The following is a 21,868-nucleotide window of genomic DNA, read 5'->3' as shown; positions in this document are numbered from 1 at the left end:
AAGAAAACAGGGTGTTCTCTTCGATAAATATCGAAAAAGAATACCCTGTTCATTTTTATTGTTGTTCTTTCCATTCCAAAAATTCGTCGTAAGATAACTGTTTATCTAAGATTGAACCGTCCTCTTTAATTTCAATAACACGATTCGCGATCGTTTGAATGAATTGATGGTCATGAGAAGTAAAAATCATTGCGCCTTTAAATGCAATTAATCCATTATTTAATGCTTGAATGGATTCGAGATCCAAATGGTTTGTCGGCTCATCAAGGAGAAGTACGTTTGATTCGGATAGCATCATTTTAGATAGCATACAGCGAACTTTTTCTCCTCCGGATAGAACAGATGGTTTTTTCTTCACTTCTTCACCAGAGAATAACATACGCCCTAAAAATCCTCGGAGGAATGTTTCACTTTCGTCATCTGGAGAATATTGACGTAACCAGTCTACTAGTGAAGTCTCGCTTCCTTCAAAATACTTTGCATTGTCCAGAGGGAAGTATGCACGAGATGTTGTTACACCCCAACGAATAGAACCCTCTTGTGGTTCCTCTTCTTCTGCAAGAATGCGAAGTAGAGCTGATTTTGCAAGTTCATCACCTAAGAGAATAATTTTATCTTCTTTATTTAAAGTAAAATTCATTTTAGAGAAAAGTTTTTCTCCTTCAAATGTATAACCTAAATCTTGAACTTGTAAAACATCATTACCAATATCACGTTTCATGGAGAAATTCACATAAGGATATTTTCTTGAAGACGGTCTAATGTCATCTAATTCAATTTTGTCTAACATTTTCTTACGAGAAGTCGCTTGTTTTGATTTAGATGCATTTGCACTAAATCGAGCAATAAACGCTTGAAGTTCTTTAATTTTTTCTTCTTTTTTACTATTTTGATCAGAAGCCAATTTTAAAGCAAGTTGACTTGATTCATACCAAAAGTCATAGTTCCCAACATAAACTTGAATTTTGCTAAAGTCTAAGTCAGCGATATGAGTACATACTTTGTTTAAGAAATGACGGTCATGTGAAACAACAATAACAGTATTTTCAAAGTTAATTAGGAAATCTTCTAACCATTGAATAGCTTTAATATCAAGATGGTTGGTAGGTTCATCTAAAAGCAATACATCTGGTTTACCAAAAAGAGCTTGGGATAATAGCACTTTAACTTTCTCAGACCCCGTTAATTCAGACATCTTCTTTTGATGCATACTATCTGGAATTCCTAAACCTTGTAAAAGGATAGCTGCCTCAGATTCTGCTTCCCAACCATTCAAGTCGGCAAATTCACCTTCAAGTTCAGCTGCTCGCATTCCATCTTCATCTGAAAAGTCTTCTTTCATATAGATAGCATTTTTTTCATTCATTACTTCATATAAACGTTTGTGACCCATTATTACTGTTTCTAAAACAGTATATTCCTCGTACTCAAAGTGATTTTGTTTTAAAATCGCTAGACGTTCGTCAGGGTTCATAATTACATTTCCCTCTTGAGGCTCTATTTCGCCAGAGAGGATTTTAATAAATGTAGATTTTCCCGCTCCATTTGCACCAATTAATCCATAACAGTTACCTGGAGTGAATTTTATATTTACGTCTTCAAATAACTTACGGTCACCAAATCGAAGACTAACATTACTTACTGCAATCATACTCGTACCTCCTAAATTCACAATGCTCTTATTATAGCATGAAACTGGTTCTTCTAGGTATATAGAATACTTATTATTTATACTTAAAATCTGGATAATTCCATTTCAAGTTTTCTAAAGATTCTATTTTACTATAATCGCGGCGAAGCGAACACGTTTCATTACTTTATGACTTACATTTCCTAGTACATAATATTTCTCCCTTTAGTGGATCGGCGATAAGCCTAATAATATATTATATAGTTTTTGACTAGAAGCATTCAGACCTATTATTTCAACTGAAGAACCTTTTTCTTCAAGCTTTCTTACAACTTTTAACACACTAGCTACTGCAGATTCATCCCATAGATGGCTGTTTGTAAAGTCAATTTGAACTTGATTATTTTCAACCTTCTCAAAAGCTTTAATAAAACTTTCTGTTGAAGCAAAAAACAATTGACCTTCCACAATAAAACTTCCGTTATTTTCTATCACTTTTATTTTTGAGATTTTTGCAACAAAGAAAATTGCACTTAATAAAACACCAGCTATAACACCTTTGGAAAGGTCATGAGTTGCAACAACAATAATTACAGTTACAAGCATCACAGAAGCATCTGTTTTTGGTGCTTTGATAACATATTTAAAGGAGCCCCAATCAAAAGTACCGATGCACACCATAATCATAATACCTACAAGAACAGGCATTGGAATTTTTACGACCAGTTCTCCCAACACAATTATTAAAAATATTAAAAACAGTCCTGCAATGAGAGTAGAGAGACGTCCTCTACCGCCGGATTTGACATTAATGACAGATTGTCCAATCATTGCACAACCAGCCATACCACCGAAAAAGCCATTAATGAAGTTCGCGATTCCTTGTCCACGAGCCTCTTTATTTTTATCACTATCGGTTCCTGTCATATCATCCACAATAGATGCAGTTAATAATGATTCCAGTAAACCCACAATAGCAAGTGCAATGGAATAGGGAAAGATGATACCCAACGTATCAAGATTGAAAGGGACATTCGGTATTAAAAAGCTTGGTAAAGATTGTGTTAGATTTCCTAAGTCACCTATTGTCTTAAGTTCTGCTCCACTAGAAATTGCAACAATTGATAATAAAACAATCGCAATGAGGGGGGCGGGAATTGCTTTAAAAAAGCGAGGTACTACATAAACAATTACAAGTGTAATTACTACATAAATATATGTTAATGTATTTATACCAATAAAATGAGGAACTTGAGCCATAAATATTAAAATTGCAAGTGAGTTTACAAAACCGATCATTACGGCATTGGGAATAAACTTCATTAATTTTGCTATTTTAAAAACACCAAATAATATTTGAATAACTCCAGTTAAAATGGTGGCTGCAAGTAAATAGTCAAGACCGTATTCTTTAACTAGTGGCACCATTAGAAGAGCCATCGCTCCTGTTGCAGCTGAGATCATCCCAGGTCTCCCACCAACAAATGCTATAATGACTGCTATGCAAAAAGATGCATATAAACCTACCATTGGATTAACACCAGCGATAATTGAAAAAGCAATGGCTTCTGGAATTAACGCAAGAGCTACAACGATGCCCGAGAGTATATCACCACGAATATTTCCAAACCATTGTTCTTTGATAGTTTGCATGTTAAAACTCCTTCGATTAAAATTGACTAAAATATAATAGCATGCATTTTCCTAAAAAGGAACCTTTATGAGACTGATTTGAGGAGATAATTATGATTTATGGCTATAAAAGACCGTTGTATAACGATGAAAATTGTAAAGAACAAACCCGAAAATTATATGAATATCAAGTAAATTATACTTTAAGTGAAAGGCATGGCTCTCCAAAAAAAAGGGAAGTCCTAGAAGAATTGTTGATGACTATGCAAAAAGGGGACGTTATCTTAGTTGAAAAGTTTATCGTTCTTGCAGACACTTTACATCATTTAATGGATATTTTAAAAATAGTAAAAAAAGACGGAGTTTCTATTCGATTTATTGACGAGGGGTTATCGAGTGATCGAATTTTAGAGGAAGATTTATCTACTATTTTGTCACACTTTATACGCTTTCATTCGGATATTATAAAACAATCAACTAAGCTTGGATTAGAGACCGCAAAAAGTAAAGGGAAAAGTTTAGGACGTCCCAAGAAATCCGATGAAAATATTAAAAAAGCTATTGAAATGTACCACAGCGACCTTTATACATTGTTAGATATTAAAAATGAAACAGGTATTAGTAAATCAACATTGTATAGATATTTAGAAAATACGGAAGTATAAAAAAAGAGCTAGCATAGCTAACTCTTATTTCCAGTTTTTTTCTATAAATTCATCTCTGCCTGACTGGGCTCTGTCTTCTTTGTAATGGTCTGGACTTTTTTTATAAAAATCTTGGTGGTACTCTTCGGCTTCGTAAAAAGTCTTTGCATCACGTATAGTCGTTACGATTGGTTTAGAAAATTTACCGCTTGCTTCTAATGTTTCTTTTGATTTTACCGCTTTCTCTCTTTGCTCCTCTGTGTGTACGAAAACTGCTGTAGTGTAACTTTCTCCGCGATCTTGAAATTGACCTCCAGCATCCGTTGGGTCTATTTGTTGCCAATAAATTTCTAGTAATTGTTCATATGAGAAGACAGCAGGATCAAATTGAATTTCCACTACTTCTAAATGGCCCGAGTTACCTTTTTTAACATCTTCATATGTTGGATTTTCTAGAGTTCCTCCCATGTAACCAGATGTCACTTTATGTATACCATCCCATGAATCAAACGGTTTCACCATACACCAAAAACAGCCACCTGCAAAAGTTGCTTTCTCTATCAAATTTATCCCTCCTAATCTTGTAAAACTTATTCTATCATTTCAAGGAACGATGCACAAAAAACTGAAACTAAATGTCTCAAAATACGTTATTATTATAATATGAAGGAGAGATTTTAGGATGGATGAAAATCAAGAAAAACAAACAAGGCGAAAACGCAAAAGAAAACTTAGATTAGGTAGGGTGTTCTTTTCATTTTTAGTATTAGTCATATTAATTGGTGGAGTATATTCCTTCGTCCAATACAATATTGGTTATAATTTGAGTCAGAATGTAAAACAAGAGCCTTCAGTGTTTGAGGGGGATGTACTTGCTACTGGGGAAAGGGAAAATATTTTAGTTCTTGGTGTAGATTCTCGTGGACAAGATAAAGCACGTACAGATACTATGATGATTGTTTCCTGGGATAAAAAAGAAAACGATGTGAAAATTATTTCCTTCATGCGAGATATATATGCTGATATTCCAGGTTATCAGTCATATAAACTAAATACTGCCTATTATTTAGGAGAAGTTCAATTATTGACAGAAACACTCAAAGGAATGTTTGATTTACCAATTCACCATTATGCTCTTATTGATTTTAGCAGTTTTGAATCATTGGTAGATATTATTGCTCCTGATGGGGTGCCAATAAATGTAGAAAAAGATATGTCTGAGAAAATCGGGGTTTCTTTAACAAAAGGGCAACAAGACCTTAATGGTAAAGAATTGCTTGGTTATGCAAGATTTCGCTCTGATAAAGAAGGGGATTTTGGAAGGGTTTCTCGCCAACAAATAGTTATAGAAGCTTTAAAGGATGAAATACTTTCCGTTAAAAACTTACCGAAAGTGCCCAAATTTGTAGGTGCTATGGAGGGTTATATAGAAACAGACTATTCTAAAGCTGATAAGGCAAAACGAGTAATTGATGCTATTACTAGCGGAAAGGTAGAAATTGATAAATTAACGATTCCAGTAGAAGGCTCGTATTCCTTCAATAGCTATTCTCATGCTGGTTCGGTTATTGAGATTGATACTGAAGAAAATATAACAGCCATAACGAAATTTTTAGAAAAGTAAATCGTATACGTTGCTAAACTTTTTTTTCCTCCGTAAAATAAGAATATATAGAAAAGGGAGTTTGATAAAAGTGGAGCCTGAAAAACCTTCTTTTTTTTCTACGAGATACATAAAATTTCTAGGTGGACGTAATACTTTCTTTACACTAATTATGCTATTGTTAATCGGTCTTGTCATTATGATCTACGACAAAATTTCATTTATCTTTGTTCCGTTAACTGTATTTTTAGGAAACGTAATATTACCTATCATCTTAGCGGTCATTGTATATTATTTGTTAAGACCGATATTACGATTGCTTGAGCGTATTAAAATACCAAGAGTATGGGGCATCCTAATAATTTTCTTAGCATTAATTGGACTTGTAACTCTTCTTGTTTTTCTAGTCTTTCCTTTTTTAAAGGCACAGTCTACGAAATTGGTAGCAGAGTTTCCTGGTTACTTTATCCAATTAATTAACTCACTAGACACTTTTTTGCGTACTTCAATAGTTTCCGATTATTATTCGCAAATTGAAACCCAGGTAAATACGATTTTGAAAGATTTACCGACAGAAATTGGTGAATTTATTCAAAGTACAGTTACTGGAATTGCTACTGGTATATCTTCCATAGTTGGAGTGTTAACTAGTTTTATTTTAGCAATTGTAACAGTCCCGTTTATCGTTTTTTATTTATTAAAAGATGGAGAAAAACTTCCAAAGTTTGTGATGAAGCTTTTTCCACCCCGTATGCGAGATGATTTACAATCAGTTTTCCATGATATTGATAAACAAATCAGTTCTTATATTCAAGGACAGATTTTAGTGTCTATGTGCATAGGATTTATGATATTTATTGGATTCTCTATTATTGGGATGGATTATGCATTTTTACTTGGTGTCATTGCTTCTGTAACTAGTGTTGTTCCTTATTTAGGACCGGTAATCGCAATAACTCCAGCTGCTATAATTGCCCTTGTTACTTCTCCATTTATGTTAGTAAAACTTGCAGTAGTATGGACAATAGTTCAATTAGTAGAAGGGAAATTTATTTCTCCACAGATAATGGGTAAATCACTGCATGTACACCCTATAACTATAATATTTGTTTTAATTACTTCGGGATCTTTATTTGGTGTACCAGGTGTAATATTAGGGATTCCAGGGTATGCAATATTAAAAGTTATTATTTCACATTTTTATACTTTATTTAAAAGACGTTACAATAAATATGAACCAGTTATAGAAAATCATTATGAGTATACAAATAACAAGGTGGATTGAGAGTAATGGCCAGGAAATTTGAATCTTGCATTGAGGTACAATCAATAAAAATAGAAACAGTAGTTGATCACCCATATATAGAGCATGGTATCAACCTATCAGGGACAATATATATTAACGGAGTCCATGATGATGAATCAATTGAAAATATTAAACTAGAGGTTTTCAAATTAATTAATGGGGAAGTTTCAAAAGTTATTTCAAAGCATTCCATCGAATTAGTCGGAGCTGTTGCTTCTAAAGATGTTCAAATGATTCCCTTTGAAATTATGCCAGATGAAAGATGGCTTCCACATGGAGATGACGACGTAAGCAATCTTATATTAAGAACTACCGTTTTATTTGAAAATGGTTCTGAATATAATGACGAAGATGAAATTCACTTTGATATTGAAGAATAATTAAACGCCAACCAAACTCCAATACGTAAAGTATTGGAGTTTTTTTATGGATAAAACATTAGAATATGAGCAATCTAATGAAAAACGAGGAGACATTTTATGCGAAAAATTCTTAGCGTTTCTCTAGTTTTCCTATTGCTGAGCTTATCAGCGTGTGGATCAAATCGTGACACAAATGGACCACCCAAGACGGAAACACAGCTTGATAGTAAGACTGGTAATAGTCCTGTAACTGGTAATGAAGATGTAAATGTTGAAAATGAAGAGGGTATTATTGATAAAGACGATAACAATGATCATCTTATTGAAAAATGATTATTGTGAATAAAATAATTATATGTTAGAATATTTTTAACTAACTGAACGGAGGTGAAGAAAGTATGAAAAACGCTGTGAACGCATATGGATTTATATTGGTATTTTTATCCATTTTCTGTGCGATTACTCATGAAATTTCTAACAACGGGAGAAGTCTGCCCATTTTTAGTAAATTAAATGAATTTCACAGCTGATAAGTCATTCTTTCTGAACCATATTTTAATGGGAGAGGACTGCTTTTCAAGCAGTCTTTTTTTGTGCAGAAAAAGTGCTTCCAGCTATATTGAACTTGAAAGGAAGCGAAACATATGATTTGTACAATACAAGATGTAAGTAAAATGCTCGGAGGAAATACCATTTTTGAAAACTTATCTTTGTCGATTAAAACAAGAGACAAATTGGGAATTGTCGGAAGAAACGGATCAGGAAAAACGACACTATTTAAATTGATTACCGGCATGGAGTCACCAGATACTGGTATTATCAACTTTAAAAAAGGAACTAAAATTGGCCATTTAGCACAGATACCATCTTTTTCTGAAGAAGTAACAGGTATGGATGTTTTAAATAGTGCTTTCGAAAAGCTAAAAGCAATACAATCGAAAATGCAACAAATAGAAGAAAAATTATCCTATACGGATAATCAAACTGATATGGAAAAATTGCTTCAAGAATATGGAAATGTACAAGAGGATTTCACTAATCTTGGGGGATATTCTTTGGATTCAGAAATAGAAAGAGTTATCCAAGGTTTACAATTATCCTCGTTCGTTCACCAATCTTTTTCAAACTTAAGTGGTGGAGAGCAAACAAAAATAATGCTAGGTAAATTATTGTTAACACAACCAGATTTATTGTTATTAGATGAACCAACCAACCATTTAGACTTATTTGCTGTTGAATGGCTAGAACAATATTTAGTTAACTACACAGGAACCGTTGTTATTATTTCGCACGATAGATACTTTTTAGATCAAGTAATCACAAAAGTAGCTGATCTAGAGGACGGAGAATTAACTCTATACCATGGTAACTATTCCTCTTATATAGTTGACAAGGAAGATCGACTCATGAGGGAATTTCAGGAATATGAAGAACAACAAAAAAAGATAAAAAAAATGAGGGAAGCAATTAAGCGGTTGAGACAGTGGGCAAATGAAGCTGTTCCACCAAATCCTGGGCTTCATCGACAAGCTAGAAACATGGAACGTGCATTAGAAAGAATGGAGAAAGTGAGAAAACCAATTATAGACCCTAAGAAGATGAGTTTATCATTCGATGCTGCACCTAGAAGTGGTAAAGAAGTTGTCATTATGGAAGACGTTTCTAAGTCATTCGGAGAAAAAATACTACTTTTAAAAACGAATTTGAATGTTTATTGGAAAGATAGAGTTGCAATAGTTGGACGAAATGGAACAGGAAAATCAACAATTCTAAGGTTATTGCGAGGTGAAATTAATCCGGATGAAGGTACTGCTAGATTAGGTAGTAATGTACGGATTGGGTTTCTTTCTCAACACTTTGAGATATTGAATCCAAAAGAACGTTTAATAGATGTATTTAGAAGTGAAGTGAGCGTTGCGGAAGGGGAAGCACGGCACATTTTAGCACAGTTTATGTTCTATGGTCCAGATGTCTTTAAACGGGTGGGGGATTTAAGTGGTGGAGAGCGTATGCGACTTCGACTTGCCCAATTAATGCACCAAGATATCAACTTGTTAATATTAGATGAACCAACCAACCATTTAGACATAGAATCGAGAGAAGTATTAGAAGATGCACTAGAAGACTTTCAGGGTACAATTTTAACCGTTTCTCATGATCGTTACTTTTTAAATAAATTATTTCCTCGTACTGCATGGCTGGACTCTGGACGTTTGACTACTTTTGAAGGATCTTATGAATGGGCCCGAGGAAAGTGGAACGAGCTCCAAGTAATGCATGAGACAACAAAATCAATTGAAATTAAAGAAAAAGTAAAAACCCAAAAAAGTAAGGGAAAACTAGAAATATTATCAATAGAAGAACAAATTTTTGAAATGGAAAACGAAATAAGTAAACTAAGACAAGAGAAGGATGATCAAAATGACTGGAATGATTATGAAAAATTATTATTAGTAATTGACGAGAAGGAACTGAAACTAGAAAAATTAATGGAAATCTGGTTGGATAGACAAGAATAATAGATTTCATTATCTTATAAGTCCACTTTGTTTAAATAGAAAAGCAGAAGCAATCAATCGTGTTTAAATATAATAGGTCATTGCTTAAATGTTCAGAAAATGATAGTATGAAAATAATGTATTAGAATAAAAAATAATATACTCTTATCAAGAGAAGCTGAGGGAAATGGCCCTGTGAAGCTTCAGCAACCTCTAACATTTGTTAGAAAGGTGCTAACTCCTACAAGATTTTTAATCTTGAAAGATAAGAACTGAGAGCATTTGCTTACCCTCTTTTCTTATCTATTAGAAAAGAGGGTTTTTATTTTTACGGAAAAGAGGAGAAATGTATGCCAATTAAAATTCCCAAACAATTGCCTGCTGCAGAGTTACTGAAGAAAGAAAAAATATTTATTATGGACGAGGAGCGTGCAGTTGCTCAGGATATTCGTCCGCTCAACATTATTATATTAAATTTGATGCCAGAAAAAGAAAAAACAGAATTACAACTTCTTAGATTATTAGGTAATACACCCTTACAAGTGAATGTGACCTTCATGAATACTGCAACATATGAGTCCAAAAATGTTAGTAAAACACATCTAGACACTTTCTATACAACTTTTGAAGAGGTTAAACACCGGAAGTATGACGGAATGATCATTACTGGGGCACCAATTGAACATTTGAAATTTGAAGATGTAAATTATTGGAGCGAAATGACAGAAATAATGGATTGGTCGAAAACCAACGTTACTTCTGTCTTACATATATGTTGGGGTGCACAAGCTGCTCTTTATCATCATTATGGAATTGGTAAATTTGAATTGTCCAAGAAATGCTTTGGCGTTTTTTCTCACCGTTTATCAGATCCAACTGTTAATTTAGTGCGAGGATTTAATGATGAGTTTTATGCACCCGTTTCTCGTTACACTTCTGTCTCATATGATGAAATTATAAATGATACCAGACTTAATCTGCTATCTAATTCAAAAGAAGCCGGCGTTTTCCTTGTAATTTCAGAAGACGAAAAGCATATTATGATAACTGGGCATTTGGAATATGATGCAACGACTTTAGCGGAAGAATATGCTCGTGATGTGAACAAAGGAATTGAAATTGATGTTCCGGAAAATTACTTTCCAAATGATAATCCTTCTAGACAACCATTAAATTCTTGGCGATCTCATACCCATCTATTATTTTATAATTGGTTAAATTATTATGTTTATCAAGAAACACCTTACGAGTGGGAATAACGAAAAAGAGGCTGAACAAAAGTATTCTTTTGTTCAGCCTCCTATTTTATTTATATTATTGAAAAATCTGGTCGATTCTGTCTATTTCTTGTTTGGTTAGTTGAACATCTACAGTTTTCAAATTATCTAGAACTTGTCCAGGTTTTTTAGCACCTGGTATAATAGTGTCAATACTCTCTCTCGTTAAATACCATGCAAGCACAATGTTAGAAACGCCTACATTTTTATCGTTGGCAATATGTCGAAGCTGCTCCACCTTTTCCAAATTGTTAACATATGCTTCCCCTTGGAATAAAGGATTTTTTGAGAGACCTTCTCCAAAAGTACTGTTTTTATCATACTTACCTGTTAATAGACCCGAAGCAAGTGGGAAATAAGGAATAAAGGAGATATCATGTTCTTTTGTATAAGGTAGTAAATCCTTTTCTGCATCACGTTTTAATAAGTTATATCCAGATTGAAGTACTTCAATATAACCATCTTGGTTACCTTCTTTTAACTGATCTAAAGTAAAGTTAGATACTCCAATTGCGCGTATTTTTCCTTCTTCTTTTAAACGATGAAGTGTACCGACTGCTTCAGCTTTTGGTGTGTTATCATCGGGAAAATGGATGTAGAATAAATCAATATAGTCCGTCTGAAGTCGTTTTAAACTGTTTTCCACAGTTTCTCTTAAATAAGCAGGGGAGTTGTCAATGACTACTTTTTCATCCGTGATTTTATGAGCGCCTTTAGTAGCTAGAATTATTTCACTTCGTTTCTTTGTTTCTTTTAATACTTCGCCAATTAACTCTTCAGATCTACCAATGCCGTAAATATAAGCCGTATCTAAAAAATCAATTCCATTGTTAAGTGCTGTATGCACAATATCTTTTCCGGTTTCATCATTTAAATTAGGAAACAAATTATGGCCACCAACTGCATTTGTTCCTAGACCAACAGGATTCACAAATAGTGTGGTTTTGCCAATTTCTACTTTTGAAATCATATTAACATCTCCTTTTCTATATATTCTAGTATAATGTTACCAATAATATCGTTTCACTCAAAGGGATTTGATTTCTTTGGAAAGAAGGAAGGTAAAACATTATTGGTTATTGAAAATAGTATAAAAGGAGATGATGTTATTGTCAGATTCAACTATAATACATGCTGAATTTGTTCGGAATATACGGTTGAAATTTGTGGAGTTGAAAAGAGATACAGACAAAGCGATTATGCAAATGGACGAAAAAGCAATTTTTTGGTCGCCAAATGAACAATCAAATAGTGTAGATGTTCTAGTGAAGCATATGAGCGGAAACTTAATTTCTCGATGGACAGACTTTTTATCGACTGATGGAGAAAAGATCGACAGAGATAGGGACGGTGAATTCGAAAGTACAATAGAATCACGGGAAGAATTACTTAAAGTGTGGGAAATAGGTTGTGAAGTATTTTTGAAAGCAATTGATAGTATAGAAGAAAAACACTTACTTCAAACGATATATATTCGAAATAAATCACATACTGTCTTGGAAGCATTCATACGAAGTATTACACATATTTCTATTCACGTTGGACAGATAATTTATCTAGCCAAACAAGTTACACCAGAAGATAAGTGGACTACTTTGTCAATACCTAAAAAGAAAGGAAAATAATAATGAATTCAAATTTTACTTATATCCATAGTGCTCCACAAGATTTAGAAGACAATAAAAAATATCCAGCATTATTTTTAATGCATGGAATGGGGAGCAATGAAAACGATTTGGTTGGTCTTGTTTCTAGCTTCAATGAGAAATGCCATATTTTTAGTATTCGTGGACCGATTTCACAACCCCCTGGATATGCGTTTTTTACAATAGAGGGTCTAGGGAAACCTCATCGTGCTGTTTTTGATCAGGTAGTAGGGGATCTTCAGTCATTAATAGAAGAATTAAGTAATAATTATTCTATTGATACTAATCAGCTTTTCCTTCTCGGTTTTAGCCAAGGTGCTATATTGACTCAATCGTTAGCATTGGTTATGGGTGACAAAATAAAAGGAATTATTGCACTAAGCGGCTATATTCCAGCATTTGTAAAAGAAGAGTATGAGCATCAATCAGTGAATAATTTAAATGCATTTATATCACATGGTGAATTTGATAATATGCTGCCATATGAATGGGGAACAGCTAGTAGAGATTATTTCGTAGAAAAGGGAGCAAAGGTTACCTTTAAAAGCTATCCAGTTGCACATGGTGTTGCACCAGGAAATCAAAGAGATTTAGTTACTTTTTTAGACGAACAAATAAGTTAAATTAAAGGATTATACACCCCTCTTGCAGAATATAAGAAGAGGGGTATTTCTTTTGGAAAGGACAAATTTTCATGAGACTGGGTTTATCTAAAGATGAAGTAAAACTATGTAAATATACTAGTGAGTGGAATATAGAATTTAATAGAGTTAAACAGGAGATTGTGGCGGTTACAAAATTGCAAACAAAACAGATAGAACATATAGGGAGTACAGCAATTAAAGAGATGGATGCAAAGCCCATCATCGATATATTAATAGGTTTAAATGATATAAAGCATATAGATAACACCTTTATGAAAGCCTTACAGAGTATTGGTTTTAATCGATTGCGAGTGGAAAGGCCAGGAGAAATTGTGTTAGCTAAATTTACAGATAATACATACAAAGTAAAAACTCATTATATCCATTTAGTCGACTACGACAAGGAGATATGGAAAAACCTGATTTTTTTCAGAGATTATTTAAATACAAAAAAAGAGGTAAGAGAAGAATATAAAAAGTTGAAAATAGTTTTTGCCGAAAGTGAAAATATGAATATAACAACGTATACAGCTCTAAAAGAACCATTTGTAAAAGGCATTTTTGCTTTACGAACAAATTTGAGGTGAAAATAATGATAACCAATTTATATTTTGTTAGACATGCCCACTCTATATACACGCCAGATGAACTTGAAAGACCCCTATCAGATCGTGGGAAAGAAGACGCATTTTCAATAACTGAAAAATTGATGCAAGAAAATATTGATTATGTCATTTCTAGCCCATATAAAAGGGCGATTCAAACAGTTGATGGAATTGCCAGGTACATAGGTCTTAACATTGTAATTAATGAGGATTTTAAGGAACGAACTCTGTCTTTACTTCCAGTAGGAGATTTTAATAAAGCTATAACAAAAGTATGGTCAAACCCTGACTTCACTTTTGATGGAGGTGAGTCGAATAAAAAGGCTCAACAAAGAGGGGTTAAAGCAACCATGCAAGTTTTAGATGAATACAAAGGGAAAAATGTTGTTATTGGTACACATGGTAACCTCATGGTTTTGATCATGAACTACTTTGATAAGAAATATGACTTTCATTTCTGGGAGAAGCTAGCTATGCCAGACATATATAGGCTTTCTTTTTATGAGAACCAGTTAATTGAAGTTAGAAGAATAGATGAGAATAATACGAACTCGTTAAATACCGGATACACAATATATAGACCTATAGAAATTAATAACGAGGAGAAGAAATGAAGATTAAAGGCTTAAATCATTTTTTGTTTTCTGTATCCAATTTAGAACAATCACTCAAATTCTATCAAGATGTCTTTGATGCAAGGCTATTGGTAAAAGGAAAGAGTACCGCTTATTTTGATTTATGTGGAATGTGGCTTGCATTAAATGAAGAACAGAAAATACCTCGAAATGAAATTAATGAGTCCTATACTCATATTGCCTTTTCAATAGAGGAAGCGGACTATGAGAATACATACGTTAGATTAAAGGAGTTAGGTGTTAATATCCTTCCAGGACGTGAAAGAGATGCGAGAGACAAGAAGTCTATTTACTTTACTGATCCAGATGGACATAAATTCGAATTTCATACTGGTACATTACAAGACAGAATTGAGTACTATAGACTTGAAAAAAAGTATATGGAATTTAATGATTAGATAATATAAACCATACTGGGAGTGTTGAAATGAAAGCCATTATTTTTGATTTTGACGGAACGCTAGCGAATACATTGCCAATTTGTTACTACTCTTTTCAAAGTGTTTTTAAAGAGTTTGATAATAAAGAATTATCTTCAGAAGAAATTAAAGCAATGTTTGGTCCTTCTGAGACTGGAATTATTAAAGAAAACCTAATTAACCGTAACATAGAAAAGGCAATTGAGAAATTTTATGAAAGCTATTTAGAAAAACATAGTAATTTTGTGCAAAGTAATAGAGAAATAGACGATTTATTAATACATATAAAAGAATTGGGAATAAAGCTTGGTATAGTTACAGGTAAAGCAAAGAGAAGTTTGGATATTTCTTTAAAAGCACTTCAAATGGAGGAAATGTTTGATGTAATTATAACTGGAGATGATGTACAATTTCCGAAGCCTCATCCAGAGGGAGTCAATAAGGCATTAACTATTCTAAACGTACAAAAAGAGGAAGCTGCTTTTATTGGGGATAGCGAGGCAGATATTTTAGCTGGTCTTCAAGCTGGGATTTTTACGATTGGGGTGCAATGGTTAGAGAATTATCAGACAGATGATTTTATCACTAAGCCAGATCAGGTATTCACTAAAATTAACGATTTCAAACATTCTCTCAGTATGGTGGAGTTTAAATGAAATTAGCATGCTTGCACGCACATCATTCAAATATCGAATATATAGAAACTGCTCTCGCATCTTATGAAATAGAACTAATTCATTTTGTAGACCCTGGTCTCATGAATAGAGTTACTCATGATAATAGTTTCCAATATTCTGATGCTCAGCAAAAGGTTAAAGAGCAAGTAGAATGGATTGCCAAGATTAATGCAGATGCAATCCTTATAACTTGTACTAACTATATCGCCTTACTAAATGAGGATGACCTTTCTTTACCAATCCCAATTATCAAAATAGATGAACCTTTTTTTGAAGTAATTTGTTCAATTGATGAGCCACAAGTTATCCTATTTACAAATCCTGCAACAGTCAAAGGTACCTTGGATAGATTATATAATTATACAAATAAGCATCAAAAGAATTTAGTAATGGAAGTAATCGTTATAGAAAATTCATTTGAATTACTTATGCAAGGACAAAAAGAGAAATACAACGAAGCAATAAATACGTGTATCCATAAACTGATGAATGAAGGAAATAAAATTATTTCAGTTGCTCAATTATCTATGGTTAGTGCTTCAGTTAAAGTGGAGCGGGAGACCTCTATTACTGTTATTAATCCGCTTCATACCTTAATAGACTCATTGGAAGTTCAATTAAATCTTAAGCAAAAATAAGAATAGCAAAGATCAATATTAAAATTTGATCCTTGCTATTCTTTAATTTCTTGAGAATTGTTCTATTTTTTCTCCAATTTCGTCTCTTACCCGTTGAAAAAACGCCCACTTTTCTTCTTCTGTTCCAGTAGCCTTGGCAGGGTCATCAAAGCCCCAATGCTCTCTTTTTACTTGGGGTGGTGTTATTGGACATTTGTCTCTTGCATCGCCACATAAAGTAACTACTAAATCTGCATTTAGTAATAATTCTTGATCAATGACATCAGAAGTTTGACTGGAAATATCTATTCCAGCTTCAGTCATCACTTTTACTGCATTAGGGTTTAATCCATGTGCTTCAATACCTGCACTGTATACATTCCATTGATCACCTAAGTGCTTTTTTGCCCACCCTTCAGCCATTTGGCTTCTACAAGAATTACCTGTGCATAGAAAGTATATCGTTTTTTTAGACATAATTTCATTCTCCTTTATAATATTGATTTGTCATTTTTTACGGTTGTTTGTTATATAATTGGCTTTTGTTATTCGTTTCAGCAGCTATAATTTAACAGAGCTAAAATAATATCAAGTTGATATATAAACCGAACAATGTGATAAATAAGATTGGAATCGTTAATATAATCCCAGTTTTAAAATAAGTGCCCCATGAAATTTTAACTCCTTTTTGCGATAAAACATGGAGCCACACTAATGTTGCAAGAGATCCAATAGGTGTTATTTTAGGTCCTAAATCAGATCCTATTACATTTGCGTAAATAAGCGCTTCTCGGATGGTTCCATTAGTGTTCGTTTCAGCTATAGCTAAAGCATCAATCATCACTGTAGGCATATTGTTCATAATGGAGGACATGAACGCGGCAATAAAGCCCATTCCCATAGTAGCAACAAATAAACCTTGGTCTGCTACATATTGAATCACATAAGATAGTGAGTGTGTTAGCCAAGCATTTCCTAAACCATATACGATAACATACATTCCAATTGAGAAAAAAACAATACTCCAAGGTGCACCTTTAATTACAGCTCTTGTATTAACGGCTGTGCTTCTTCTTGCCATCAAAAGAAAGAAAATAGCTATAATTCCTGCAATAATTGAAACAGGAACTTCAATGAATTCACTTAAAAAGTAACCAATCAATAACAAACTTAATATATACCAAGAAAGATGAAACATCTTGAAATCACGAATAGCTTCCGATGGGACTCTTAGTTTAGACAAGTCATAAGTTCTCGGAATATTTTTTCTAAAGTAAATTAACAAAATGACAATAGTAGCTGTTAGTGAGAATAAGTTCGGTAAAATCATACGTAAAGCATATTCTACAAATCCTATTTGAAAGAAATCTGCGGACACGATATTCACTAGGTTACTTACGATAAAGGGAAGTGAAGTTGTATCGGCAATAAAACCACTAGCCATAATAAATGGAAAAATCATACTTTCTTTAAATTTTAAATTTCGTACCATTGCTAAAACAATTGGTGTCAATATTAATGCTGCTCCGTCGTTAGCAAAAAAAGCTGCGACAATTGCACCTAAAATACTTACATAAACAAACATTTTCAAGCCATTGCTTTTAGCTGCTTTCGCCATATGAAGGGCTGCCCATTCAAATAATCCAATCTCATCCAATATTAACGAGATGAGTATTATTGCAACAAATGATAAAGTTGCATTCCATGTGATTCCTATTACATCTAATACATCCTGTAATCCAACAACTCCAACTAATAATGCTAACAAAGCTCCACCACAGGCAGAAAATCCGATAGATAAGTTCTTAGGTTGCCAGATAACTAATACTAGTGTCAGTAGAAAGATCAATGATGCCAAAATTGCTTCAGACAATTTAATTCCTCCATTTACTTTTTCACCTTTGGAAACATGCAATTTCTTTGCAAGCTGAAAGAAAGTTGCCGTAGCTGTAATCTCCAAAAGTATGTTTATTTCCTTTAAAGAACTGCTCGAGTACAAATCTACAAGCTTCTTCTACTGAACAAGTTCGGGCATTCATTACAAGTTGTATATATGAAACAAAATATTCTTTAGATAACTTCCCGCCATTATTAACAGTCACTTATCATTCCTCCTTTAGTAGGTAGTACAACACGACCCTACCATGTCTGCTGCTAATCCAACAGGGCCAGCCCCAATTATCGCAATCGGTAAACTACCAAGCAAATTCGTTGGTTCTGCTTGTTCAGTTTGAGGTTTTGCACCGCAACAAGTTGAAATGTTTTTCAATGCAATGCTTTTAATAATAATAACCTCCTTAATATTTGTGTTTTACAAGTAATAGTAATTAACACCATATACCTAACACATAGTGGAGCAGCAAACATTAGATTTAGACATAGCCTTATTCAATAATTCTAAAGAGCGAATAACTGTTTCTCGTTCGAATTCATTCATATGAGAGAATACTTCATTCAAGTAATTGTTCATTGATTCGTCGATCGAGGTCGCAACGAATTTTCCTTGTACAGTTAAGCTTAAAATGTATACTCGTTTATCTTGAGTGGATGGTGTTTTTTTTACTAACTCCATCTTCGCAAGAGTTTGTATTTGCCTGCTGAAAGTAGTGATGTCCATAGCTAATGTATCTGCTATTTGTTGCATGGAAGGTTCATGTTGTTTGTCGATTTCATAAAGAATATGACTTTGAATGGTTGAAATTTCGACTGTACCAATTGAACAACAATTTTTGTTTAAGAGTCCAAACCGTCGGGTAAGAACTTGAAAGAGTTCTCGTTTATTTTCCATGTATTTCACCCCTTTATTCATTTATAAAACAATTACTTGCAAATTGCAACTATTAAAATAGGCTGTAATCTTCCCTAAAAATAAAGCAATCATTCACCTACATGAAAAAAATGAATTTTGAATTATTGGCTATCGTGAAGGGATTGGTAAAATGAAAGGAAAGTGGAGGGATAACTTTTTTTTAGAAAGAAGAAGTTTAATAGTCGGAGTAGACTAAAATCTATATCCATTTTTGACATGAAAAAAGTAATCCATGTTTGAGTTAGCACTCGTGATGGATTACTTTTCACCACTGTCGATCTTCATAATAGAGTATCGTTAGTTCAGAGTGAAAATAAGCTTAACTCGTATGAAAAATGTAGTGTGGACTTGAAACAATTTATATAATCAACAGGATATCAGTATTCGTCTAGGTTACACCATCACTTTCTTTTTTCAATACTATTGTTAACGACATTTGCTATATTGTGAATGGTATTTTCAAGAGACTCTATTTTATTTTCAAATCGGTGTAATAAATAAATAGTGACTACAATGGGAAATCCGAAGTTGCCAATTAATTGTACGATGTTTCCCTCCCCAATCATGAGTATCCCCCTTTCTCTTTTTTTCACCATTCTTTATATTTTGATATACCTGTTGAATAATCCAATCTAAATGCAATTAAATTAAAGTTACTTGTCCAAGAAATTAAAATTACTACTATCTTGTTTCTCTAGGTGATATATAAAATAATAGATGTTTATTAAATAATACTAAATATTTGGCATTTTTAGAATAGTTAAAAGTTGGGAAATATGATATGACTACTAATGATTATTTGGACAAAACTTCGGCAAGTTTCTTACTGGAATGAAATTTTACTATTTAATAATAAAAATCGGATATATTTTGTACTTATTTTTATCTTTTTTCGAATCTATTATTCCTTTTTCGACAGAAATGTAGTCGGATTAGGTCGAACGATTGAGAAAGGATATTTCGATTTTTTTATAGAATTAGTACATAACTAATTCATAAGGGGTGAAGAAAATGAGTAGTATAGGTCATATAATAAAATCAGAAAGATTAAACCAAAGTATGAAACAAAGCACATTGGCCAAGGGAATCTGCTCTACATCCTATTTAAGCAAAATAGAAAATAATGCAACAGTTCCAAGTGATGAAGTTATAAGGTTTTTACTAAAAAGACTAAAAATAGAGATAGATCAAGTATCAAGCGAAGTGGAAAATAAAAACATAGCATGGTTATATGAATTGTATAAAACCGGAATCTTAAGCAGGGACAAAGATTTAATAAGAACATCTTTGAAAGAGTTCGCGAAAAGAAAGCATTTCTTCTTACAACTAAATAATTTCTATAGCTACCATCTTTTTATGTTTCGTCTCCTGTTAATACTAAACGAAGAGGAAGAAAATCTTCAATACACTTATGATGTAATTGTGAAAATAAAAGATGATATAGACGATAAACAAAAGTTTGTTATTAATCTGAATCTAGGACTGTATTATTATTTGGATGGAAATTATCAAAAGACGTTAAATCAATTGGAGAAATCATTAAAATTCGTAAATAATGTATCAAATGAAGAATGGGAGATCGCAGATTTCTATAATGTACTAAGTCTAACGTATTTTAAATGCAATGAATTTTTTAATGCAATAAACTATGCTTCAAAATCCTTAGTTTATTATAAGGACAATCTCTTGTTCGAAAGAGCAATTGATAATTACATCGTTATAGGAATTGCACATAAAAGAATGAGGAAATATGAAGAAGCAGAAAAAAATTATAATTTTGCCAGAAAACTAGCAATAGATTATAAACTGATTCATTATGAGGGGGTGATTTATCAGAATCTAGGTTCATTATATGCAATCCAGGGGAGTCATGAAAAAGCAATTGAATACTATGAGCTTAGTTTGAGAACCAAGAAGAAGATTTGTAGTACAGAAAGGTACTTAATAACTATTCTTTCCATTGTAAAAGAGTATTCTAAGCAAGCAGATCATGTACAAGTTCTTAGATGGTGTAATAAAGGCTTAGAAGAGATAAAGGTAGGAAAAAATTATCGAAATGAAAATATTTCTTATTATTTTCATTTTGAAATCTATAGAACATTTCATAGTAAATCCGACGAACTTGATATGGTCTTAAAGGAATCTATCAATCATTTCGAAAATATTCAAGATGATAGGCATGTTCAAAAGTATTCTATCTTATTAGCAAATCACTATTTTAAACAAAATAAATTTAAAGCAGCAGGTTTATATTATCAAAAATCAAATCAGATTCTATTTAAAGAAAAATTTATTAATAAATGGGAGGATTTATAAGATGAAAAAGAAGATTGTATTTTTAACCCTTTCTAGTATAATTGTCTTGGCTTTGAGCTTTATAACTAATACAAAACAAATGACTGAAGAAGAGACTCCAAGACCAACATCTATAGAAAACTCTTATATTTGAGAGTATCAAAACTTTTAATTAGTAAGACATAAAAAAAGTAATCCATCTATGAGTTATCGCACAGATGGATTACTTTTACATATACTTGTGAGAAAGTGAATATGAAAATGATGTATGGATTTTTGATTTTTTTCAAAATATTAAAATTGACAGAACAATTCGGAGTATGTTAAATTTATCCATAATAAAACCATACAAATTCGTTGAAGAGAAAAAGTAGTTGTTGAAACTGTTCCAAAGAGAGCCGGCATACGCTGAAAGTCGGTGTTCAGTTCATATATGAAAATCCTCTCTGAGAAGTCGAGCTGAAATTTAGTAAGTGAGACCGGGTGTCTTCCGTTAAAAGGAACACGTATGATTGTACGTGGCTAAGTGCTATTGTGTAACGAAAGTTCCAATAGAATTAGGGTGGTAT

27 protein-coding genes, 1 riboswitch and 1 other annotated feature (1 of these 29 cut by a window edge) are annotated in these 21,868 nt (G+C 32.9%); of the genes, 17 read left to right on the top strand and 10 right to left on the bottom strand.

Annotated features, from left to right (window positions below; translation table 11 throughout):
* Window positions 1–55: 55 nt before the first annotated feature.
* A complete protein-coding gene (locus tag WAX74_RS00855; protein WP_336495763.1) occupies window positions 56–1,651 on the bottom strand; it encodes an ABC-F family ATP-binding cassette domain-containing protein in 1,596 nt (531 codons plus the stop codon).
* Between the two features lie 204 nt (window positions 1,652–1,855).
* Window positions 1,856–3,283 carry a SulP family inorganic anion transporter gene (locus tag WAX74_RS00850; RefSeq protein ID WP_336495762.1) on the bottom strand — a complete coding sequence of 476 codons (1,428 nt, stop codon included), beginning with the start codon at window positions 3,281–3,283 and terminating at the stop codon, window positions 1,856–1,858.
* 92 nt (window positions 3,284–3,375) lie between these two features.
* On the opposite strand from WAX74_RS00850, the gene WAX74_RS00845 reads away from it, so the two are divergent.
* A complete protein-coding gene (locus WAX74_RS00845; protein ID WP_336495761.1) occupies window positions 3,376–3,927 on the top strand; it encodes a recombinase family protein in 552 nt (183 codons plus the stop codon).
* A gap of 24 nt (window positions 3,928–3,951) precedes the next feature.
* On the opposite strand, the gene msrA is transcribed toward WAX74_RS00845, so the two are convergent.
* Window positions 3,952–4,467 carry a peptide-methionine (S)-S-oxide reductase MsrA gene (msrA, locus tag WAX74_RS00840; protein ID WP_336496194.1) on the bottom strand — a complete coding sequence of 172 codons (516 nt, stop codon included), beginning with the start codon at window positions 4,465–4,467 and terminating at the stop codon, window positions 3,952–3,954.
* Between the two features lie 121 nt (window positions 4,468–4,588).
* Here msrA and WAX74_RS00835 point away from each other — a divergent pair, with 121 nt between their 5' ends.
* The 7 genes from WAX74_RS00835 (at window position 4,589) to metA (ending at window position 10,934) form a co-directional block, all read left to right on the top strand.
* The gene (locus WAX74_RS00835; RefSeq protein ID WP_336495760.1) at window positions 4,589–5,530 is read left to right on the top strand and encodes an LCP family protein; all 942 of its coding nucleotides are present in this window, start codon (window positions 4,589–4,591) and stop codon (window positions 5,528–5,530) included.
* Between the two features lie 70 nt (window positions 5,531–5,600).
* A complete protein-coding gene (locus tag WAX74_RS00830; RefSeq protein WP_336495758.1) occupies window positions 5,601–6,794 on the top strand; it encodes an AI-2E family transporter in 1,194 nt (397 codons plus the stop codon).
* A 5-nt stretch (window positions 6,795–6,799) separates the two neighbouring features.
* Window positions 6,800–7,195, top strand: a complete 396-nt coding sequence (locus WAX74_RS00825; RefSeq protein ID WP_336495757.1) for a sporulation protein — start codon at window positions 6,800–6,802, stop codon at window positions 7,193–7,195.
* A 99-nt stretch (window positions 7,196–7,294) separates the two neighbouring features.
* The gene (locus WAX74_RS00820) at window positions 7,295–7,510 is read left to right on the top strand and encodes a hypothetical protein (RefSeq protein WP_336495755.1); all 216 of its coding nucleotides are present in this window, start codon (window positions 7,295–7,297) and stop codon (window positions 7,508–7,510) included.
* A 65-nt stretch (window positions 7,511–7,575) separates the two neighbouring features.
* Window positions 7,576–7,707, top strand: a complete 132-nt coding sequence (locus WAX74_RS20950; RefSeq protein ID WP_413788893.1) for an RAxF-45 family protein — start codon at window positions 7,576–7,578, stop codon at window positions 7,705–7,707.
* Between the two features lie 114 nt (window positions 7,708–7,821).
* On the top strand, window positions 7,822–9,696 hold the full coding sequence (gene abc-f, locus WAX74_RS00815) for a ribosomal protection-like ABC-F family protein (RefSeq protein WP_336495754.1): 1,875 nt from the start codon (window positions 7,822–7,824) through the stop codon (window positions 9,694–9,696).
* Window positions 9,697–9,837: 141 nt separating this feature from the next.
* Window positions 9,838–9,947: riboswitch (SAM riboswitch) on the top strand.
* Between the two features lie 78 nt (window positions 9,948–10,025).
* Window positions 10,026–10,934 (top strand): homoserine O-acetyltransferase MetA, encoded by a 909-nt coding sequence (metA, locus tag WAX74_RS00810; RefSeq protein WP_336495753.1) that lies wholly within the window; start codon window positions 10,026–10,028, stop codon window positions 10,932–10,934.
* A 55-nt stretch (window positions 10,935–10,989) separates the two neighbouring features.
* On the opposite strand, the gene WAX74_RS00805 is transcribed toward metA, so the two are convergent.
* Window positions 10,990–11,922 (bottom strand): aldo/keto reductase, encoded by a 933-nt coding sequence (locus WAX74_RS00805; RefSeq protein WP_336495752.1) that lies wholly within the window; start codon window positions 11,920–11,922, stop codon window positions 10,990–10,992.
* A 139-nt stretch (window positions 11,923–12,061) separates the two neighbouring features.
* Between WAX74_RS00805 and WAX74_RS00800 the strand changes: the two genes are divergently transcribed.
* From WAX74_RS00800 to WAX74_RS00770, 7 genes are all read left to right on the top strand, one after another.
* Window positions 12,062–12,577: a DUF1572 family protein gene (locus WAX74_RS00800; RefSeq protein WP_413788892.1), complete on the top strand. Its 516-nt coding sequence runs from the start codon at window positions 12,062–12,064 to the stop codon at window positions 12,575–12,577.
* Window positions 12,578–12,579: 2 nt separating this feature from the next.
* A complete protein-coding gene (locus WAX74_RS00795; protein WP_336495751.1) occupies window positions 12,580–13,221 on the top strand; it encodes an alpha/beta hydrolase in 642 nt (213 codons plus the stop codon).
* A gap of 71 nt (window positions 13,222–13,292) precedes the next feature.
* Window positions 13,293–13,829 (top strand): GrpB family protein, encoded by a 537-nt coding sequence (locus tag WAX74_RS00790; RefSeq protein ID WP_336495750.1) that lies wholly within the window; start codon window positions 13,293–13,295, stop codon window positions 13,827–13,829.
* 5 nt (window positions 13,830–13,834) lie between these two features.
* Window positions 13,835–14,461 carry a histidine phosphatase family protein gene (locus tag WAX74_RS00785; protein ID WP_336495749.1) on the top strand — a complete coding sequence of 209 codons (627 nt, stop codon included), beginning with the start codon at window positions 13,835–13,837 and terminating at the stop codon, window positions 14,459–14,461.
* Window positions 14,458–14,880, top strand: coding sequence for a FosM family fosfomycin resistance protein (gene fosM / locus WAX74_RS00780; RefSeq protein WP_336495748.1), 423 nt, complete (start codon window positions 14,458–14,460; stop codon window positions 14,878–14,880). The genes WAX74_RS00785 and fosM overlap by 4 nt, the downstream gene beginning before the upstream one ends.
* Window positions 14,881–14,909: 29 nt before the next feature.
* Window positions 14,910–15,557, top strand: a complete 648-nt coding sequence (locus tag WAX74_RS00775; RefSeq protein ID WP_336495747.1) for an HAD family hydrolase — start codon at window positions 14,910–14,912, stop codon at window positions 15,555–15,557.
* Entirely contained in the window at window positions 15,554–16,216 is a 663-nt protein-coding gene (locus tag WAX74_RS00770; protein ID WP_336495746.1) for a hypothetical protein, read from the top strand. Before WAX74_RS00775 ends, WAX74_RS00770 begins: the two co-directional genes overlap by 4 nt.
* Window positions 16,217–16,258: 42 nt before the next feature.
* On the opposite strand, the gene arsC is transcribed toward WAX74_RS00770, so the two are convergent.
* The 6 genes from arsC to WAX74_RS00740 all read right to left on the bottom strand — a co-directional run bounded on the left by arsC (window position 16,259) and on the right by WAX74_RS00740 (window position 19,570).
* Complete coding sequence (gene arsC, locus WAX74_RS00765; protein WP_336495745.1) at window positions 16,259–16,672, bottom strand: arsenate reductase (thioredoxin); 414 nt, start codon at window positions 16,670–16,672, stop codon at window positions 16,259–16,261.
* A 100-nt stretch (window positions 16,673–16,772) separates the two neighbouring features.
* Window positions 16,773–18,068, bottom strand: coding sequence for an arsenic transporter (locus WAX74_RS00760; RefSeq protein WP_336495744.1), 1,296 nt, complete (start codon window positions 18,066–18,068; stop codon window positions 16,773–16,775).
* A 22-nt stretch (window positions 18,069–18,090) separates the two neighbouring features.
* Entirely contained in the window at window positions 18,091–18,297 is a 207-nt protein-coding gene (locus WAX74_RS00755) for a hypothetical protein (RefSeq protein WP_336495743.1), read from the bottom strand.
* A 14-nt stretch (window positions 18,298–18,311) separates the two neighbouring features.
* A complete protein-coding gene (locus tag WAX74_RS00750) occupies window positions 18,312–18,464 on the bottom strand; it encodes a hypothetical protein (RefSeq protein ID WP_336495742.1) in 153 nt (50 codons plus the stop codon).
* Between the two features lie 72 nt (window positions 18,465–18,536).
* Entirely contained in the window at window positions 18,537–18,983 is a 447-nt protein-coding gene (locus tag WAX74_RS00745) for a MarR family winged helix-turn-helix transcriptional regulator (RefSeq protein WP_336495741.1), read from the bottom strand.
* 422 nt (window positions 18,984–19,405) lie between these two features.
* The gene (locus tag WAX74_RS00740; protein WP_082355195.1) at window positions 19,406–19,570 is read right to left on the bottom strand and encodes a YvrJ family protein; all 165 of its coding nucleotides are present in this window, start codon (window positions 19,568–19,570) and stop codon (window positions 19,406–19,408) included.
* 445 nt (window positions 19,571–20,015) lie between these two features.
* On the opposite strand from WAX74_RS00740, the gene WAX74_RS00735 reads away from it, so the two are divergent.
* Window positions 20,016–21,320, top strand: coding sequence for a helix-turn-helix transcriptional regulator (locus WAX74_RS00735; RefSeq protein ID WP_336495740.1), 1,305 nt, complete (start codon window positions 20,016–20,018; stop codon window positions 21,318–21,320).
* Window position 21,321: 1 nt separating this feature from the next.
* Window positions 21,322–21,453, top strand: coding sequence for a hypothetical protein (locus WAX74_RS00730; RefSeq protein ID WP_336495739.1), 132 nt, complete (start codon window positions 21,322–21,324; stop codon window positions 21,451–21,453).
* 194 nt (window positions 21,454–21,647) lie between these two features.
* Window positions 21,648–21,868: a binding site (T-box leader), on the top strand (it continues 22 nt past the right edge of the window).

This window comes from Psychrobacillus mangrovi (genome assembly GCF_037104765.1).
Lineage (GTDB): Bacteria > Bacillota > Bacilli > Bacillales_A > Planococcaceae > Psychrobacillus > Psychrobacillus mangrovi.
The sequence above is the reverse complement of the archived record's forward strand: the minus strand, read 5'-3'. Positions and strand labels throughout refer to the sequence as shown.